16 protein-coding genes are annotated in these 16,253 nt (G+C 62.7%); 7 read left to right on the plus strand and 9 right to left on the minus strand.

Annotated elements, in window-relative coordinates:
• Positions 1-74 precede the first annotated feature (74 nt).
• On the plus strand, positions 75-701 hold the full coding sequence (locus tag FIU81_RS00195; protein ID WP_124110016.1) for an alpha-ketoglutarate-dependent dioxygenase AlkB family protein: 627 nt from the start codon (positions 75-77) through the stop codon (positions 699-701).
• Here FIU81_RS00195 and FIU81_RS00200 read toward each other — a convergent pair.
• Both FIU81_RS00200 and FIU81_RS00205 read right to left on the minus strand, forming a co-directional pair.
• The gene (locus FIU81_RS00200; RefSeq protein ID WP_152460891.1) at positions 698-1,306 is read right to left on the minus strand and encodes a COG3650 family protein; all 609 of its coding nucleotides are present in this window, start codon (positions 1,304-1,306) and stop codon (positions 698-700) included. The two genes, FIU81_RS00195 and FIU81_RS00200, sit on opposite strands and share 4 nt — an antisense overlap.
• Entirely contained in the window at positions 1,303-2,124 is an 822-nt protein-coding gene (locus FIU81_RS00205) for an ABC transporter permease (RefSeq protein WP_124110014.1), read from the minus strand. Before FIU81_RS00205 ends, FIU81_RS00200 begins: the two co-directional genes overlap by 4 nt.
• Before the next feature lie 130 nt (positions 2,125-2,254).
• Between FIU81_RS00205 and cysQ the strand changes: the two genes are divergently transcribed.
• From cysQ to FIU81_RS00235, 6 genes are all read left to right on the plus strand, one after another.
• Positions 2,255-3,034 carry a 3'(2'),5'-bisphosphate nucleotidase CysQ gene (cysQ, locus tag FIU81_RS00210; RefSeq protein ID WP_413816241.1) on the plus strand — a complete coding sequence of 260 codons (780 nt, stop codon included), beginning with the start codon at positions 2,255-2,257 and terminating at the stop codon, positions 3,032-3,034.
• A gap of 48 nt (positions 3,035-3,082) precedes the next feature.
• Complete coding sequence (gene galU / locus FIU81_RS00215) at positions 3,083-3,961, plus strand: UTP--glucose-1-phosphate uridylyltransferase GalU (protein WP_124110012.1); 879 nt, start codon at positions 3,083-3,085, stop codon at positions 3,959-3,961.
• Position 3,962: 1 nt separating this feature from the next.
• Positions 3,963-5,018, plus strand: a complete 1,056-nt coding sequence (locus FIU81_RS00220) for a glycosyltransferase family 2 protein (protein ID WP_124110011.1) — start codon at positions 3,963-3,965, stop codon at positions 5,016-5,018.
• A 97-nt stretch (positions 5,019-5,115) separates the two neighbouring features.
• A complete protein-coding gene (locus FIU81_RS00225) occupies positions 5,116-6,126 on the plus strand; it encodes a glycosyltransferase family 2 protein (RefSeq protein ID WP_124110010.1) in 1,011 nt (336 codons plus the stop codon).
• A complete protein-coding gene (locus tag FIU81_RS00230; protein WP_124110009.1) occupies positions 6,123-7,826 on the plus strand; it encodes a beta-1,6-N-acetylglucosaminyltransferase in 1,704 nt (567 codons plus the stop codon). Before FIU81_RS00225 ends, FIU81_RS00230 begins: the two co-directional genes overlap by 4 nt.
• Before the next feature lie 9 nt (positions 7,827-7,835).
• The gene (locus FIU81_RS00235) at positions 7,836-9,257 is read left to right on the plus strand and encodes a nodulation protein NodH (RefSeq protein WP_124110008.1); all 1,422 of its coding nucleotides are present in this window, start codon (positions 7,836-7,838) and stop codon (positions 9,255-9,257) included.
• A gap of 13 nt (positions 9,258-9,270) precedes the next feature.
• On the opposite strand, the gene FIU81_RS00240 is transcribed toward FIU81_RS00235, so the two are convergent.
• The 7 genes from FIU81_RS00240 to FIU81_RS00270 all read right to left on the minus strand — a co-directional run bounded on the left by FIU81_RS00240 (position 9,271) and on the right by FIU81_RS00270 (position 16,252).
• Complete coding sequence (locus FIU81_RS00240) at positions 9,271-9,735, minus strand: PTS sugar transporter subunit IIA (protein WP_124110007.1); 465 nt, start codon at positions 9,733-9,735, stop codon at positions 9,271-9,273.
• 39 nt (positions 9,736-9,774) lie between these two features.
• On the minus strand, positions 9,775-10,353 hold the full coding sequence (gene hpf / locus FIU81_RS00245) for a ribosome hibernation-promoting factor, HPF/YfiA family (protein ID WP_124110006.1): 579 nt from the start codon (positions 10,351-10,353) through the stop codon (positions 9,775-9,777).
• Positions 10,354-10,573: 220 nt separating this feature from the next.
• A complete protein-coding gene (gene lptB, locus FIU81_RS00250; protein ID WP_124110005.1) occupies positions 10,574-11,329 on the minus strand; it encodes an LPS export ABC transporter ATP-binding protein in 756 nt (251 codons plus the stop codon).
• Complete coding sequence (gene lptA, locus FIU81_RS00255; protein WP_124110004.1) at positions 11,330-11,812, minus strand: lipopolysaccharide transport periplasmic protein LptA; 483 nt, start codon at positions 11,810-11,812, stop codon at positions 11,330-11,332.
• Between the two features lie 2 nt (positions 11,813-11,814).
• A complete protein-coding gene (lptC, locus tag FIU81_RS00260) occupies positions 11,815-12,453 on the minus strand; it encodes an LPS export ABC transporter periplasmic protein LptC (protein ID WP_124110003.1) in 639 nt (212 codons plus the stop codon).
• 38 nt (positions 12,454-12,491) lie between these two features.
• Entirely contained in the window at positions 12,492-13,103 is a 612-nt protein-coding gene (locus FIU81_RS00265; RefSeq protein WP_124110002.1) for a ribonuclease D, read from the minus strand.
• Between the two features lie 11 nt (positions 13,104-13,114).
• Positions 13,115-16,252, minus strand: coding sequence for an efflux RND transporter permease subunit (locus FIU81_RS00270; RefSeq protein ID WP_124110001.1), 3,138 nt, complete (start codon positions 16,250-16,252; stop codon positions 13,115-13,117).
• Between the last annotated feature and the right edge of the window lies 1 nt (position 16,253).

Raw genomic sequence — 16,253 nt, forward strand, 5'->3', positions numbered from 1 at the left:
ACCACGCTGGCCCCATCACGGTGACGGGAGGTATATAGGGAGCGTACTTTTGGGCTGCAACGGTGCCGGGCGAGATGAATCGCAGTGATTTTTCGGATGTGTCGCGCGTCGATCTGCGTGGCGTCGGTGTTTATTCCGGCGCGATGGGTCTGGATGCGCAACGTGCGGTGCTGGAAGACCTGCGCGGCGTGATCGAAAAAGCGCCCCTGTTTCACCCCGAAACAGCGCGCGGTCGGAAGATGAGCGTGCGGATGACATCGGCAGGTCATGTGGGGTGGGTCAGTGACCGTCGCGGCTATCGGTATGAGCCACAGCACCCGCGCGGCATGGATTGGCCGCCGATCCCTACGCGGTTGCTGGCGCTATGGGACGCCTTCGCGGGCGCGGACCGTGCGCCCGACACCTGCTTGATCAACTTCTACGGCGAGGGCGCAAAGATGGGGCTGCATCAGGACCGGGACGAGGCCGATCTGCGCCAGCCCGTCCTGTCATTGTCGCTGGGGGACGATGCGCTGTTCCGGGTCGGCAATGTAGAGAAAGGCGGCAAGACCGAAAGCCTGTGGCTGCATTCGGGGGATGTGGCGGTGATCGGCGGCGCGGCGCGCTTGGTGTATCACGGAATCGACCGCGTGCGGTTCGGGTCAAGTGCGCTGATGCCGAAGGGCGGGCGCGTGAACGTGACGATGCGCGTGGCAGGCTAGGGGGCCAGCGAACAGCATCCGGCGTAGTGGTCGTGGCTTGTGTCGGTCGAGATCAGGACAGTCGCGCGGAGGCCATAGGCGCGATCCGACATGCCATCGTTGCAAGCTTCGGTTCCGACCACGACGGTCAGGTTGCGTCCGTCGCGGAACGCTCGGGCGGACCACTGGTCGCGCCTGCCGATAGCTGTCTCGCGATTGCCTGCTGTGAAGTCTGCGACGCCTTCGTCCAGTCGGTCAAAGCGCAGGGCGTCGTCTGAAATGTTGAGGGTCCAGAAAGGCTCTGTCCCGAAGCAGGAAGCGGGCGACGGGAACCGACCCTGATACTGTCCGCCGTAGGCCGACAGGAAGCGCATCGCGACCCAGCCCGACTGTTCGCCGGCATTCACACGACCCCAGCGGCTGTTTCCCGAAAGGGCGACGACTTCGATTCCGTCCGCGTCGGGCGCGAGTTCCGCGATAATAGCGGCCCCGGCTTCCGGGTCTTGCCGCACGTTCAGCACATCGTTCGCTGCGACGCCCTGCACGGCATAAAGGCCGGGCACCGCATTCTGCGTTGCCATTGCGGGAGCGGCCAGAAGGCCAAGCACCAGCGCGATGCGGATCACCGCCGCGCCGACCACGAGATCGAGGCGTTCTGACGTGTATAGAACTCTCCCATCAGGCCGATGGTGATCAGCACCGCTGAGACGGTCAGAGGGTAGGTGATGTTCGAATTATGCGGAAAATAGTTGATGAAGACGTAGCCGCGCGCCTGATCGATCGAATGGAACAGCGGATTCCAGTCGAACCACGCGACCATGTATCCCGGCAGCGCATTCGCCACGAACATCTTGCCCGATGCGATCATGCTGGCGCGGTTGTAGATCATCTGCAGGTTGCCCGCGATATCGGGGATCCAGGGCTTCAGCGCCAGAAAGCACAGGCCCACGCCTATGCCCGACACCCACGCCAGAAGCACCATCGCGTATGCGCCGGGCCAGTAGTGAATGTGGATCGGGCCCCATCCCACGTGGTAGACGTAAAGAACGCAGAACAGCGACAGGGACTGAACATAAAGCGTGGACAGCGCCGCCGAAGTGATCGTGACGGCGGTCGTCATCGGCGCGTGGTTCATCATCGCCGATGCTGGCCCTTCCGAGCCGTAGACGGCCCCGACGGTCTTCGTGTGGGTCAGGAACAGGAAGATGCCCGACATGATGTACAGCAGGAAGTCGCCCCGGATCGCCGATCCGCGCATGCCCAGTACGACGAACAGAAGGTAGAACGACAGGACAAGGATCACCGTCTGCAGGATCGACAGCAGGATCGCGAACACGGCGCTGGCGTGGCTTTTGCGCACCTGCCGAACGGTGTTGTGGAAGATCAGCTCCAGGATCGACAGTGCCGATCCGGTGCGGGTCTGGGGTTTGCGTTCCTGAAACATGGTCTCTCCAGCGCGGATGCCGCCGGTTGTGGCACACAATAATGTTGTTTTCTTGGCGACCCACTGTAAGCCCGAATTGTCTCTGTTCGGAAGGAAAAAACTGTTGGATCACGCAACCCTGACCACCGTCATGCGCCGCCTCGCCATCGAAGCCGGTGCGGCGATCATGGAAATCTACGGCGAAGACGACTTCGACGTGCGCGCCAAGGATGATGAAAGCCCGGTCACAGCGGCGGATGAGGCGGCGGATGCGTTGATCTCTGCCGGTCTGCGCGCGGCGTTCCCTGACATGGCGCTTGTGACCGAAGAACAGGCGGCCAGCCATGAACAGGAGGTTTCGACTTTTTTGATCGTCGACCCGCTCGACGGCACCAAGGAATTCGTGAAGCGTCGTGGCGATTTCACGGTCAACATCGCCTACGTCGAAAATGGCGTGCCGGTACGGGGCATCGTTTACGCGCCCGCCAAAGAGCGGCTGTTCTACACGCAAGCCGACGGCCAATCGGTCGAAGAGACCGGCGCGTTCGACTTGGATACGCCGGGTGACACAAAGCCCATTCGCGTGAAGATGCCCGACAACGATGCGCTGCTGGTCGTCGCGTCGAAATCGCACCGGGATCAGGCGACCGACGACTACATCGCGCAATACAACGTGGAGGACATGCGCTCTGCCGGGTCGTCGCTGAAGTTCTGCCTTGTCGCCACCGGAGAGGCCGATCTTTACCCCCGTGTGGGCCGCACGATGGAATGGGACACCGCCGCTGGCCATGCCGTGCTGACGGGGGCGGGCGGAAAAGTCGTGCGCTTCGACGATCTTTCGCCGCTTTCCTATGGTAAGCCCGGTTTCGAGAACCCGTTCTTCATCGCCCATACGCCAGGCGTGTCTTTGAAAAAGGGCGCCGCGCGCTAGAATTCCAGCGGAACCATATTCCTCCGCCCGACCCGAAAGGTTATCCGTATGACGCAGAAAGTCACCAAGGCCGTCCTTCCCATTGCTGGGCTAGGAACGCGCTTCCTTCCGGCCACCAAGTCGATGCCGAAAGAGATGATGACCCTCGTGGATCGTCCCTTGATCCAATACGCCATGGACGAGGCGCGCGCCGCCGGGATCACAGACTTCATCTTCGTCACCGCCAAGGGAAAAGGCGCGCTGGTCGATTACTTCGACAAGTCGCCCGACTTGGAGCGGTCTTTGAAAGAGAAGGGCAAGACCGATCTCATGGAAGAGCTGGCGCGCAGTGACATGCCGTCCGGCGCGATCTCGACCATCCGTCAACAGGAAGCTTTGGGCCTTGGCCACGCCGTCTGGTGCGCAAGGCGGCTGATCGGCGATGAACCCTTTGCCGTCATCCTTCCCGACGACGTCATTATGTCCGACAAGCCTTGCCTGCAGCAGATGACCGAAGCCCATCGCGAAACAGGCGGCTGTGTCATAGCTGCGATGGAGGTCGATCCGGATCAGACCGACAAGTACGGCATCCTGTCCGTGGCCGACACCGGCGGGCGTGCGGTAAAGGTCAACGGTATGGTCGAAAAACCAGATCCCAAGGACGCGCCTTCCAACCTTGCCGTCATCGGTCGCTATATCCTGACCCCCCGCGTGCTCGATGCGCTGGACACGCAAGACCCCGGCAAGGGCGGTGAGATCCAGTTGACCGACGCCATCGCGAAACAGATCGACGGCGCGCTGGGCGTCTGGGGACTGAAGTTCGACGGGCAGCGCTTTGACTGCGGATCGAAGGCCGGGTTCTTGCAGGCCACTGTGGCCTTCGGATTGGCGCGCCCCGAACTACGGGACGATCTGGCAGGTTTCCTCAAGACCCTGAAGCTGGGCTAACATGGCGCGGCGGGCGGGGCTAACGGCGAACGCGCCCCGTCCCCTGTTGCCACCCGATCTCTGGCCCGCCTACCGCCTGCGCTGGATGCGCCGCAGGTTGCTTCTGCGGGCGCTGCGCAAGCGCCGCCAACTGACGCCGGTGATCGACCGCACAGACGCGATCCAACCCGGTGCCATCCTGATGTTCCTGTGTGTGCGCAACGAGGCGGTTCGCCTGCCGTTCTTTCTGCAGCATCACCGTGCGCTGGGCGTTGATCACGTCATCGCGGTGGACAACGGCTCGACCGACGGGACCGCGCAGATACTGGCCGATGCGCCGGATGTCTCTGTGTGGCGCACCGATGCGTCCTACCGACTGTCGCGCTTCGGCCTTGATTGGATTACGTGGCTGATGATCCAGCACGGGCATGGGCATTGGTGCCTGACGCTCGATGCGGACGAGCTGTTCGTCTACCCCAACTGGCAAACGCGCCCTTTGCCCGCGCTGACCGACTGGCTGGACCGCTCTGGCCGCGCCTCCATGGGCGCGCTGATGCTGGACATGTATCCCGAAGGCGCGCTGGAGGATGTGCCCTACATCGCGGGCACCGATCCGACGCAGGTGCTTACCCACTTCGATGCCGGCAACTATGTGATCCAGCGCCAGCAGCCGATGGGCAACCTGTGGGTGCAGGGTGGGCCGCGCGCCCGGAAGTTCTTCGCAGCGGAGCCGCGCCGCGCGCCGACGTTGCAGAAAGTGCCACTGGTGCGCTGGAATCGGCGCTACGTTTACGTCAACTCCACCCATGCCGCCCTGCCGCGCCACCTGAACGACATCTACGACGACGGAGAGTGTCTGACCGGCGCGCTGCTCCATACGAAATTCTTGGACGGCATCGCTGAGCGCTCTGCCGAAGAGTTGAAGCGGCGCGAGCATTTCGCCAACGCCGCGCTGTATGACGACTATTACAGACAGCTGATCGACGGTGCGACGCTGCATACATCGCGTTCCACCCGCTACCGCGGCTGGCGCCATCTGGAAGCGCTGGGATTGATATCGCGGGGCGGATGGCTGTGATCACCCCACGATTATGTTCAATACGTAAAAGTTGTGTTAAGGAATCCGCGACAATAAACGGCATGAAGACCGGAACAGGCACGACAGGGGTTCAGCCTTGAATATCCGAAACGTGATCCGTCGCGGTTTGCGAAGGCGTCGGTGGTATATCCGCGCGATCCGCAAGCGGCGCGACCTGCGGTCCGTATCGGTGCATCGTAAGGCCATTCGGTCCGCGCCCTGTGTCGTGATCTGCGTTCTGCGTGACGAGCGCATCCGCCTTCCCTACTTCCTGCAATACTACCGCGATATGGGGATCCAGCACTTCCTGTTCGTCGATAACGACAGCAGCGATGGCTCGCGCGAGTATCTGGCCGAACAGAAGGATTGCTCGGTCTGGACGACGCAGGCCAGCTACGCCCGCTCGCGCTTCGGGATCGATTGGGTCAATTGGCTGGGGCGACGGTGGTGCCTTGGCAAATGGGTGCTCTGCGTCGATGTGGACGAATTCTTCGTCTATCCGTTCTGCGATACCCGCCCCATCGGCGCACTGACCGACTGGCTCGACGGCTCGCAATTGAAGTCCTTCGGCACGATGTTGCTGGATATGTATCCCAAGGGGCCGATCAACGCAGAGCCCTATACTGCCGGTCAGAATCCGCTGGAGATCGCCAACTGGTTCGACAGTGGCAACTACACGGTCAGCCGCAACTGGGATTACAATTCCCTTTGGATACAGGGCGGCCCGCGCGCCCGGATGTTCTTCGCCGACGCGCCCAAAACCGCGCCTGCGCTGAACAAGGTGCCGCTGGTGAAATGGCGACGCGGCGTCGTTTTCGCGTCGTCGACGCATATGGTCCTGCCGCGCGGCCTGAACCTCGTCTTCGACGATCTGGGCGGAGAGAAAGCCTGCGGCGTCCTGCTGCACACCAAGTTTCTGTCGACGTTCGAGGCCCGCGCCAAGGCAGAGGCCGCGCGGCTGGAACACTACAAGGAAGCGCGCGAATACCACGTCTATGCCGAAGGACTGGAAGACGCCCCGGACCTGTGGTGCAAGTGGAGCGAGAAATATATCAACTGGCGACAGCTTGAGATTTTGGGGCTGATGTCGAAGGGGAACTGGGCGTGAGCGTCGGCCTTGTCATGCTGTGTCACGAGGCGCTGGAACGCGCGACACAGGTGGCGCGCCACTGGTCCGATCACGGCTGTCCCATTGTCATCCATCTGGACGCGCGGGTGCCCAAGCGCGATGCCGACGCGTTCGAGGCGTCACTGTCGGATCGCCCGAATATACGGTTTTCACGGCGCTACCCCTGCGATTGGGGCCGGTGGTCTTTGGTGAGGGCCACGCAAGAGGCTGCGACGCTTCTGCTGCAAGCGTTCCCCGATGTTTCGCACGTGTTTCTGGCGTCTGGCGCGTGTCTGCCGCTGCGCCCCGTGGAAGAGATGCGCGACTATCTTGCCGAGCGTCCCGGAACCGATTTCATCGAAAGCGCCACCACGGAAGACGTGCCGTGGACAAAGGGTGGCCTTGATTACGAACGGTTCACGCTGCGCTTCCCGTTCTCGTGGCGCAAGAACCGTCGCCTGTTCGACGCCTACGTTCGTTTGCAGCGCCGCGTGGGCTATCGCCGCCGCATCCCCGAAGGCATGGTGCCGCACATGGGATCGCAGTGGTGGTGCCTGACACGCGCGACCCTGGCTGCGATCCTCAACCACCCGCGCCGGGCAGAATTCGACCGCTACTTCCAGCGTGTGTGGATTCCCGATGAAAGCTACTTTCAGACCTTGGTGCGGCTGGTATCCGCGAATGTAGAAAGCCGCTCGCTAACGCTGTCGAAGTTTGATTTTCAAGGCAAACCGCACGTCTTCTACGACGATCACCTGCAACTTCTGCGCCGGTCCGACTGTTTCGTCGCGCGCAAGATCTGGCCCCGCGCGGACCGACTGTACGCGACGTTCCTGTCGGGCCACGCCGACGCGATGAGTGCTGCAGAGCCGAATCCCGGCAAGATCGACCGCATCTTCTCTAAAGCGATCGAGCGCCGGATCGAGGGACGGCCAGGGCTTTACATGACCGGGCGCTTCCCGCGCATCCAACGAGACAGCGCGCTGACCTGCGCGCGCTACACCGTGTTCGAAGGGTTCGGCGACCTGTTCCCCGAGTTTCAGGATTGGCTGCGGCGAACCACCGGGCTGCGCGCGCACGGGCATCTTTATGCGCCGGACCGGGCCGAGTTCGCGGAAGACCAGACCATCTTCACCGGCGCCCTGTCCGACAGCGCGACCCTGCGCGACTATAACCCGAAGGCGTTTCTGACCAGTCTGATCTGGAACACGCGCGGAGAACGGCAAGCCTTCCTGTACGGCTCGCGTGACACCGTGCCCATCGGCAGCTTCATCGCGTCGGATCCCAATGCCGAGATCATGGTGATTTCCGGCGCATGGGCCATTCCGCTGATGCGTGCTCAAATGGCTTTCCCCGATATCCGCAAGGAAGCCGCACGCCTGCAACGGATCGAGAATGAACACCTGATGGAGCTTCGTTCGGGCCACACCAAAGCGCGGGTGCAGATCTGGACGCTGGCGGATTTCGTCGAAAGCCCAGCAGAGCCATTGCAAGGCATCGTGGATGACGTTGCCGTGCGCCGGACGGGACCGATGACGGAAATGCCGCGCATGGCCGATCTGACCGGGTTCGGACAGTTCCTGCAAAACCTGCGCAACGAGGGCATGCATCCCTACCTGATGGGGGATTTCCCATCGGGCGCGGCACTCCGACGCGAAGACGCTCCGGCGAAGCCCTATATCGCGCGCGAAAACCGGTAACGAGGCACCATGGCCCAGACCTTCGATAGCTTTATCCTGCTGGCAGAGATGCGCACGGGAAGCAATTTCCTGGAAGAGAATCTGAACGCGATCCCCGGCCTGCGCTGCTGGGGCGAAGCGTTCAATCCGCACTTTATGGGGAACGCCGGGAAGACCGAATTGGCGGGACTGTCGTTGACGGAACGCGAGCGCGATCCGCTGGTGTTGCTGGACGCCATGCGTGCCAAGACCGATGGGCTGGCGGGGTTCCGCTTTTTTCACGACCATGACGCTCGCGTGCTCGAACACTGCCTGCCCGATCCGCGCTGCGCCAAGATCGTGCTGACCCGCAATCCGCTGGAGTCTTTCGTGAGCCTGCAGATTGCGCGGGCGACGAACCAGTGGCGCCTGAACGATATGAAGAATGCGAAGTCGGCCCAGATCACCTTCGACCCTGCCGCCTTCGCCGCCCATACAGAGGCGCTTCGGGCCTTTCAGGTGCGTGTTATGCGGGCACTGCAGACCTCAGGGCAGACGGCATTCTACATTGACTACGAAGATATCGGCGATCTCGATGTTCTGAACGGCTTGGCCACTTGGTTGGGCTGCGATGGGCGGATCGAGAAGCTGACGCAGAAGACAAAGGTGCAGAACCCCGATGGACTGCGCCGGAAGGTCGTGAACTACGACGACATGGTCGCCGCCCTTGGTCCGCTGGACCACTTCAACCTAAGCCGCACCCCGAACTTCGAGCCTCGGCGCGGACCGGCGGTGCCCAGTTTCGTCACACCCCCCAGTGCGCCGGTGATGTTCCTGCCGATGCCTGGCGGCCCGGTCGATGCGGTGCAGGCTTGGCTGCAGGGGATAGAGGCTGGCGATCTGGTTTCGGGACGAACGCAGAAAGACCTGCGAAAGTGGAAGCGGCAGGCTGTCGAGCATCGCAGCTTCACTGTACTGCGCCACCCGGTTGCGCGCCTGCACCACGCCTTCTGCACCCATATCCTGATGCCGGGGCCGGAGTGTCTTACGGAAATTCGCGAAACGCTGCGCAGTCAGTACGCCTTGCCGATTCCGGCTGACGCGCCAGGCGCTGGATACGACGCCAACGCGCATCGCGCCGCGTTTCTAGACTTTGCGTCCTTCGTGAAGGGCAATCTGGGAGGGCAGACGAGCCTGCGGGTCGACCCGTCATGGGCCAGCCAAAGCACAATTCTGCAAGGCATGGGGCAGGTGATCCTGCCGGATTTGGTCATTCGCGAAGACGAGGCTGTAGACCGGTTGGCAGAACTGGCCGATGCGCTGGGCTTAGACGCACCCGCCTACTTTCCTGCACCGCCGCCTGCGCCAATGCCCCTGTCAGCGATCTACGATGCAAAGGTCGAGGCTGCCGTAAAGGCGGCGTATCAAAGGGACTACATGATGTTCGGCTGGGGAGCATGGGCGGCCAGCTAGGCTCGACGCGCGATCAAGCCGCGTGAGATGCCGTGCGCTGAGTCAGAAGTGCGTGGATCGCACTTGGATCGTCATTCGCGCGTAGTGTGGTGCAAAGCTCGGGGTCACGCAGGGTGCGGCTGACCGACGCGAGTGCCTTCAGATGATCGACGCCTGCGTCTTCGGGCGCAAACAGCCCGAAGATCAGATCGACGGGCTGACGGTCGACGGCACCGAATTCCAGCGGCTTATCCAGACGTAAGAACGCGCCGTGCACACGGGCAATACCGGCCATCCGCGCGTGGGGCAGGGCAACGCCCTGTCCCACTGCTGTGGGGCCAAGTGCTTCGCGATCCATCAAGGCTTCCGATACAGCGACAGGGTCAAGACCGTAGACCTGCTCGGCCACGTCCGACAGCGTATGAAACAAGCGCTTCTTGCTCGATATAGCCGAAAGAACCCGTATCGCCTCAGGGGCGAGCAGTTGCGATAGAATCATGACTTAACCCTGAGCGCTGTGGCGGCGCTTACTGCCGCTCTATCCTGCTGAATTGGGGTCGATCCACCCGATGTTGCCATCATCGCGCCGGTAGACCACGTTGACCCCGCCTGCCTGCTTCTCGTTGCGGAACACCAGGACAGGGGCCCCGGCCAGTTCCATCTGCATCACTGCCTCTCCGACCGACAGGGACGGTATGCGCGTCTCCATCTCGGCCACGATAACGGGCGTCAGGTCGTCCGGTTCGGAATCGTCCGTCTGCTCTGTTGCGGCAAGGATATACGAGGCCGCGCCGGAAAGTTCAACGGGCTGCGACCGTTCCTTGTGGTGATCCTTCAACCGGCGCTTGTAACGGCGCAATTGCTTTTCCATCTTGGCGACCGCCGCATCGCAGGCGGCATAGATGTCATGCTCTTTCGCGCTGGCCTGCACCGTCAGGCCGGTGGACAGGTGAATGACCGTTTCACAGGCGAACGCGGGCCCGTCCTTTGAGAACACTACCAAGCTGTCTGTCGGACGGCCGGGATACTTCGCGACGACCTCGTCGATCTCGGTCTGAACATGGGCGCGCAGCGCCTCGCCGATGTCGATCTGTTTGCCGCTGATCTGGTAGCGCATGGGTCATCTCCTTCTGGATGGGGTATCCATGCCCGCAGGACCGCAAAGAGACGGTAAAGCGAACGGGCGAGGATATTGGAGTTAAACAGCTTTCAAGCTCATTCGTTCCGCCCAAGGGCTTGGAAACGATGGCCTTTTCGATGCGATCCGGGATCGGCAATACGGCTGTCATCGCATCATTTGGCGTCAGGATGTGGTGGACTGTCAAGCACTGCCGGGCTTACGACAGGCGGAAACTGTCACCAAGGTAAACGCGGCGAACATCCGGATCGGCGATCACCTCGTCCGGCGTGCCGCTCATCAGCACGCCGCCTTCGTGCAGGATGTAGGCGCGGTCCACGATCGACAGGGTCTCGCGCACGTTGTGATCGGTGATCAAAACGCCAAGCCCCCGTTCGGTCAGGTTCGCGACCAGCGACCGGATATCGCCCACTGCGATGGGATCGACGCCTGCGAAGGGTTCGTCTAGCAAAAGATAAGCGGGATCAGCGGCCAGGCAGCGCGCAATCTCTGCCCGCCTGCGTTCGCCACCGGAAAGGGCCAGTGCGGGCGTTTGGCGCAGATGCTCTATCGAAAATTCAGACAAGAGCGATTCGAGCTTGTCACGCCGCGCGTTGCGATCCGTTTCCGACAGCTCGAGGATGGCGCTGATGTTGTCTTCGACCGTCAGGCCGCGAAAGATCGACATTTCCTGCGGTAGATAACCGATCCCCATGCGCGCGCGGCGATACATGGGCAGAGTCGTGACCTCTTTTCCGTCGATGCTGACGTGCCCGCCGTCGGGAACGACAAGTCCCGCGATGGAATAAAAGCAGGTGGTCTTGCCCGAGCCGTTCGGACCCAGAAGAGCCGCGACCTCTCCACGTTGCAATTCCAGCGATACGTCACGGATCACTGGACGCTTGCGATAGCTTTTGGCCAGCCGCTCGACGACAAGGCCCGAACGGGCCTGTGGGTCGCGTCCATTCAGGGCCATCTACTGGCCGCTGGGCTCGAAGATGGTGCGCACGCGGCCTTCCATCCGACCGGTTCCTGTTTCCAGGTCAATCACCAGCCGGTTACCTGACAAGGCTGTCTGGCCTTGGGTCAGCAGCACTTCGCCGGTCATGACGACTTCGCCGCTGTCGATATCGTAAACGGCCTCTTGCGACTCGGCGGCCTCTGCGCCGTTTACCAGCGTTACGCCGCCGGTGGCATTCAGCGTCTGGATGCGCCCCAGATCCTGACCGGCATAGTTCACGAGGATGCGCTGGGCGGTCAGGCGCATTTCACCCTGGGTCACCAGCACGTTGCCGTTGAAGACCGCGGACCCGTCGTTCTGGTTTACATCCAGCTGGTCCGCCGTGACCTCGACCGGAAGTGACGTGTCTTGCGTCAAACCGCCGAAATCAACCTGCCCCTGCGCGATAGCGGGTCCAGTCAACAGAAGCAGAAGGGCGATGGGGCGGATCAGGTTCATGGTTACTCGCTTTCCGGCGTTGCGGGATCGTATACCACGCGCACCCCGTTCGTGAAGCGCATCGTTGGCGTATCGTCATTCTGGCTTAACGCCATTGCGCCCGCTTCGATCCGCCCGACCGGACCGACGCCGGTTACGGGACCGGGAGAGGCAATATCGTTCGTGGTGCCATCCACTTCCAGCGCGTCGCTTTCGACCGTGTAGCCTTGCGCATCGACGACCCGCACATCGCCCTCGACCCGGATGTCGTCATTCGCACGGCTCAGGGTGCCGCGCTCCGAGGTCAGCGTAACTTCGGCCCCGGACCGCGACGTCCAGCTGCCCGACACGGTTGTGGCGCGAGAGGTGTCTTGATCGGAAGTTCCCGGCTGTGCTTCGGCGGCGCGCAGGGTCACTGCGGCCCCGTCAGACCCGAGGCCCGCGTAATCGGGGTTCGCAATACGGCCTTCGGTCAGGATGCGGTCGATCTCGACGTCAGTGAAAGGGATGGAGTCGCCACTGCCGCGACGGTCGGCAACAAGGAACAACGTCGACAGGATCGCCAATGCCGCGAGTGGAAGCGCAACTTTCAGGCGCGCCACCCACCGAGAGTGGCGGTTGTCGAAGTGGCCTGTGCGTTTGGGGATGGAAGAGCGGCTCATGCGATCTGATGTAGCCTGCGCAGCCGCCCCGTTGAAGACTAGTGCGAGAAAATGTCGGTTTCCGCATAGCCCATCAGGTCCAGCTGGGCGCGGGTGGGCAGGAAATCGAAGCACGATTGCGCCAGCGTGGTGCGGCCCTCACGGGCAAGCCTTTGGTCCAGCACGTCGCGCAGCGCATGAAGGTGCAGCACGTCCGAGGCGGCGTAGGCGATCTGCGCGTCCGTCAGTTCGGGCGCGCCCCAGTCGGATTGCTGTTGAAACTTCGAAATATCCACGTCCACAAGTTCCTGCAGGAGCTGCCGCAGACCGTGTCTGTCGGTGTAGGTCCGCACCAGTTTTGATGCGATCTTGGTACAGTAGACCGGGGCGGCCAGCGCGCCGAAGGCATGATACATCGCTGCGATGTCGAACCGGCCGAAGTGGAACAGCTTAAGGACCAAAGGATCGGTCAGCAGACGTTCCAGATTGGGGGCGCTGGTCTGTCTGTGCGCCACCTGCACCAGATGCGCGTCGCCATCCCCCGCAGAAAGCTGCACGACGCACAGACGGTCGCGGTGCGGGTTCAGACCCATCGTCTCGCAGTCGATGGCGACGAAGCGGCCCAGGTCCAGATCGTCGGGCAGGTCGCCCTTGTGCAGATGATTGGTCATACGTTTTCCCTTCAGGCCGGCAATGGATCCTTGTTGCGCCACTTGCGCACCCGCCGTCGCCCGCCTGCGTACAGAGAGGCATAAGCCGGCACCAGCACCATCTGCAGGATGCTGGCGAACAGAATACCGAAGCCCAGCGCGACGGCGGTCGGGATCAGGAACTGCGCCTGAACGCTGGTCTCAAGGATCAACGGTGCGATACCGAAGAAAGTGGTCAGCGTCGTCAGCATCACGGCACGGAAGCGGTCCAGCGTGGCGCGGACGATGGCCTCGAACGGGTCCATGCCATCTTCCTCGTAGCTTTGAATGAAGTCCACGATCAGCAGGGCCGCGTTCACGATCACGCCAGACAGGCCGATAATTCCGAACAGCGACAGGAGGGTCAGGTTCAGACCAAGGGCTGCGTGGCCCAGCACCGCGCCGAAAAAGCCGAAGGGGATGACGCCCAGTACGATCAGCGGACGCAGGTAAGAGCCGAAGGCCAGCGCCAGCGTGGCGTAGATCGCGAACAGCGCGAGGCCGAAATTACGCCCCAGCGCGGCACCGAAGCGCGCGCTTTCCTCTTGCTCGCCGCCGGTCGAGACGCGCAGCCCGGTGTAGTCCTGTTCCAATTGCGGCACGACCTGCTGCAACAGATAGCTGGTCTCCGCGCCGCCGGTCGTGACCGCCTCGTCCACATCGGCCTGCAACTGCGTGATCGCGCGCCCGTCGATGCGGGTGATCGAGGTGGGCGCAGGCTGGAACGTCAGGTCCGCCAGCAGCGTGATGGGCACGAAGCCGCGCTCTTCGCCCTCTCCCACCGGGACCTGTAGCGCCAGAAGATCGGCGACTGAATCGCGCTGGTTCGGGGCAAGGCGCAACCGTATATCGACCTCTTCGCGGTTACGGGCGATCTGGTCCACCACGGTGCCGAAGAACGCCGCGCGTACCTCGTTGGCCAGCGACTCCAGCGTCACCCCGTAGCTGCGGGCGGCAGGCTTCAACGACAGCGCGATCTCTTGCGCGGCAGAGGTGGCATCGTCGCGGATGTCGAACACGCCGGCACGCGATTGGAGTGCGCCGCGCAGCCGGGCCGTGGCTTCGTCCCGCACCTCTTCCGTGTCCGCCGCGATCTGAAGCGTGACGGCGGCACCGACACCGACGACAGAGGATGAGAAGATCACTTCCTTCGCGCCCGGCACTTCGCCCACCGCCTGACGCCACGCGTTCTTGAACGCCTCGGCGGTCAGGTCGCGCGTCTGCGCATCGGCCAACCGCGCTTCGATGGTGGCGGCCGAGCTGGAGCTGGACCCACCTTCGCCTGCAGAAAAGCCGATTGTGACGGCGACCGTTTCCAGCACATCCGGTGCGCCAAGGTCTTCCGCCGCTTGCTCTGCAGCGTCCGAGAATTGCAGTGCGCGCGCGCGGGTTTCCACCTCGCTCGTGCCTTCGGGCAGTTGCAGTTGTGCGGTAACGAAGTTCCCCTCGATCGACGGGAAGAAGATGAAGCGCACCACGCCGCCAGAGATCAGACCGACGGTCGCCACGGCCACCGCGACGCAGCACACTATGGCGAAGATCGGGTGCCGAACCGATCCGGTGACGATCGTGTTCAAAGGGCCGTCGCGGAAGCGGGTGAACCCCCGGTCGACCCACTTGCGCAACGCTTCCGTCACGCGGCGCGGGGAATAGCGGCGCGGTTTCGTAAGACGGATACGCTTGAGGTGATGTGGCAGGATGAAGAAGCACTCGACCAGCGACATGAACAAGATGAAAATGACCACCGCCGCGATGGGCGAGATGAAAGAGCCGGAAGAGCCGGGCAGAACCAAAAGCGGCGTAAAGGCCAGGATCGTCGTCGTCACGGAAAAGGCGATGGGCCGCCAGACCCGCAGGATGCCCCGCTTGGCGGCCCCCGATGGATCGGCGTCCTTTTCCAATTCCGCATAGGCGTTTTCGCCCACGACGATGGCGTCATCGACCACGATCCCCAGCGCCAGAACGAAGCCGAACAGCGACAACTGGTTGATGGTTGTCCCGAAGAATTGCATGGGGATGAAGGCGCCCACGAAGGACACGGCAACGCCGAACGCGACCCAGAACGCCACGCGCAGGTCAAGGAACAGCATCAGGATCAGGACGATCAACGCGGCCCCGATGGCGCCGTTCTTCGCCAGAAGGTCGATCCGGCCCTGCAAGCTGGCCGCCTCGTCCCGCCACAGCTCTGCGGTGACGCCGGGGGGAAGGGTGGGGCGCAATTGGTTGTCCACGTAGCTTTTCGCGGCATCCGCGACCGTCAGCACTTGCTCTGCGCCCGAACGCCGGACGGTGATGAACACACCCGGCTGGCCCGCGACGGTGGCCGAGATGTTATCTTCCGCCAAAGTGTCCGTAATCGCCGCGATGTCTTCCAGCGTAACGCGCCCGCCAGAGGGACTGGAGAACAGCACCTTGCTGCGCAGCGCGTCGGCGGTTTCGGCCTCTCCGATGGTCCGCACCTGAATGTCGGCGGTGCCGGTGTCGATGCTGCCACCCGACAGGGACACCGACTCGGACGCGATGATCTGCCCCAACTCGGTCAGCCCAAGTCCGTAGCTGCGCAGCGTGGCGCGATCTACCGTCACTTCGATCAGATCGGTGGGGATGCCGGATATTTCGACCTGGCTGATTTCGGGCAGGCGCGTCAGGTCATCGCGCGCGACTTCGGCGAGCGATTTCAACGCAGTGCGTGACACGTCTCCGTAAAGCACGAATTGCACAGCGGTCTCTGGCGTGTCGCGCTCGGACACACGGGGCGTTTCGGCCTGCGACGGAAAGGTCGTGATGCGGGAGACTTCGGTTTCGATGTCATCCTTGACGGTCTGCACCGACGCCCCGCTGGTCAGCTCGGCAGTGACGGTGCCTAGGCTGGGAGAGGCTGTGCCGGTCAGCTTGCGCACGCCTTCCAGCCCCTGCAGGCGTCCTTCGATGGGGATCAGGATCGCGTCAGAGACTTCGGTGGGTGTGGCGCCGGGGTAGGCGACCTCTACCGTGACCGCATTCGTTGCGATCTCTGGAAAGGTCCGGATCGTGGTGGACAGTGCTGCGGCGATGCCGGCGACGATCATCACGATCATCAACAGGTTCGCGGCGACCGAATTGCGGATGAACCACGCGATGATGCCCTGCATC

Source organism: Palleronia sp. THAF1 (assembly GCF_009363795.1).
Lineage (GTDB): Bacteria > Pseudomonadota > Alphaproteobacteria > Rhodobacterales > Rhodobacteraceae > Palleronia.

What these genes read in the sequence shown, in the direction of transcription:
- FIU81_RS00240 (WP_124110007.1), bottom strand. Translation starts at nt 9,735, where the DNA reads ATGATTCTATCGCAACTGCTCGCCCCTGAGGCGATACGGGTTCTTTCG.
- lptC (WP_124110003.1), bottom strand. Translation starts at nt 12,453, where the DNA reads ATGAGCCGCTCTTCCATCCCCAAACGCACAGGCCACTTCGACAACCGC.
- FIU81_RS00205 (WP_124110014.1), bottom strand. Translation starts at nt 2,124, where the DNA reads ATGTTTCAGGAACGCAAACCCCAGACCCGCACCGGATCGGCACTGTCG.
- cysQ (WP_413816241.1), top strand. Translation starts at nt 2,255, where the DNA reads ATGCGCCGCCTCGCCATCGAAGCCGGTGCGGCGATCATGGAAATCTAC.
- FIU81_RS00270 (WP_124110001.1), bottom strand. Translation starts at nt 16,252, where the DNA reads ATGCAGGGCATCATCGCGTGGTTCATCCGCAATTCGGTCGCCGCGAAC.
- FIU81_RS00195 (WP_124110016.1), top strand. Translation starts at nt 75, where the DNA reads ATGAATCGCAGTGATTTTTCGGATGTGTCGCGCGTCGATCTGCGTGGC.
- FIU81_RS00235 (WP_124110008.1), top strand. Translation starts at nt 7,836, where the DNA reads ATGGCCCAGACCTTCGATAGCTTTATCCTGCTGGCAGAGATGCGCACG.
- FIU81_RS00265 (WP_124110002.1), bottom strand. Translation starts at nt 13,103, where the DNA reads ATGACCAATCATCTGCACAAGGGCGACCTGCCCGACGATCTGGACCTG.
- hpf (WP_124110006.1), bottom strand. Translation starts at nt 10,353, where the DNA reads ATGCGCTACCAGATCAGCGGCAAACAGATCGACATCGGCGAGGCGCTG.
- FIU81_RS00220 (WP_124110011.1), top strand. Translation starts at nt 3,963, where the DNA reads ATGGCGCGGCGGGCGGGGCTAACGGCGAACGCGCCCCGTCCCCTGTTG.
- lptA (WP_124110004.1), bottom strand. Translation starts at nt 11,812, where the DNA reads ATGAACCTGATCCGCCCCATCGCCCTTCTGCTTCTGTTGACTGGACCC.
- galU (WP_124110012.1), top strand. Translation starts at nt 3,083, where the DNA reads ATGACGCAGAAAGTCACCAAGGCCGTCCTTCCCATTGCTGGGCTAGGA.
- lptB (WP_124110005.1), bottom strand. Translation starts at nt 11,329, where the DNA reads ATGGCCCTGAATGGACGCGACCCACAGGCCCGTTCGGGCCTTGTCGTC.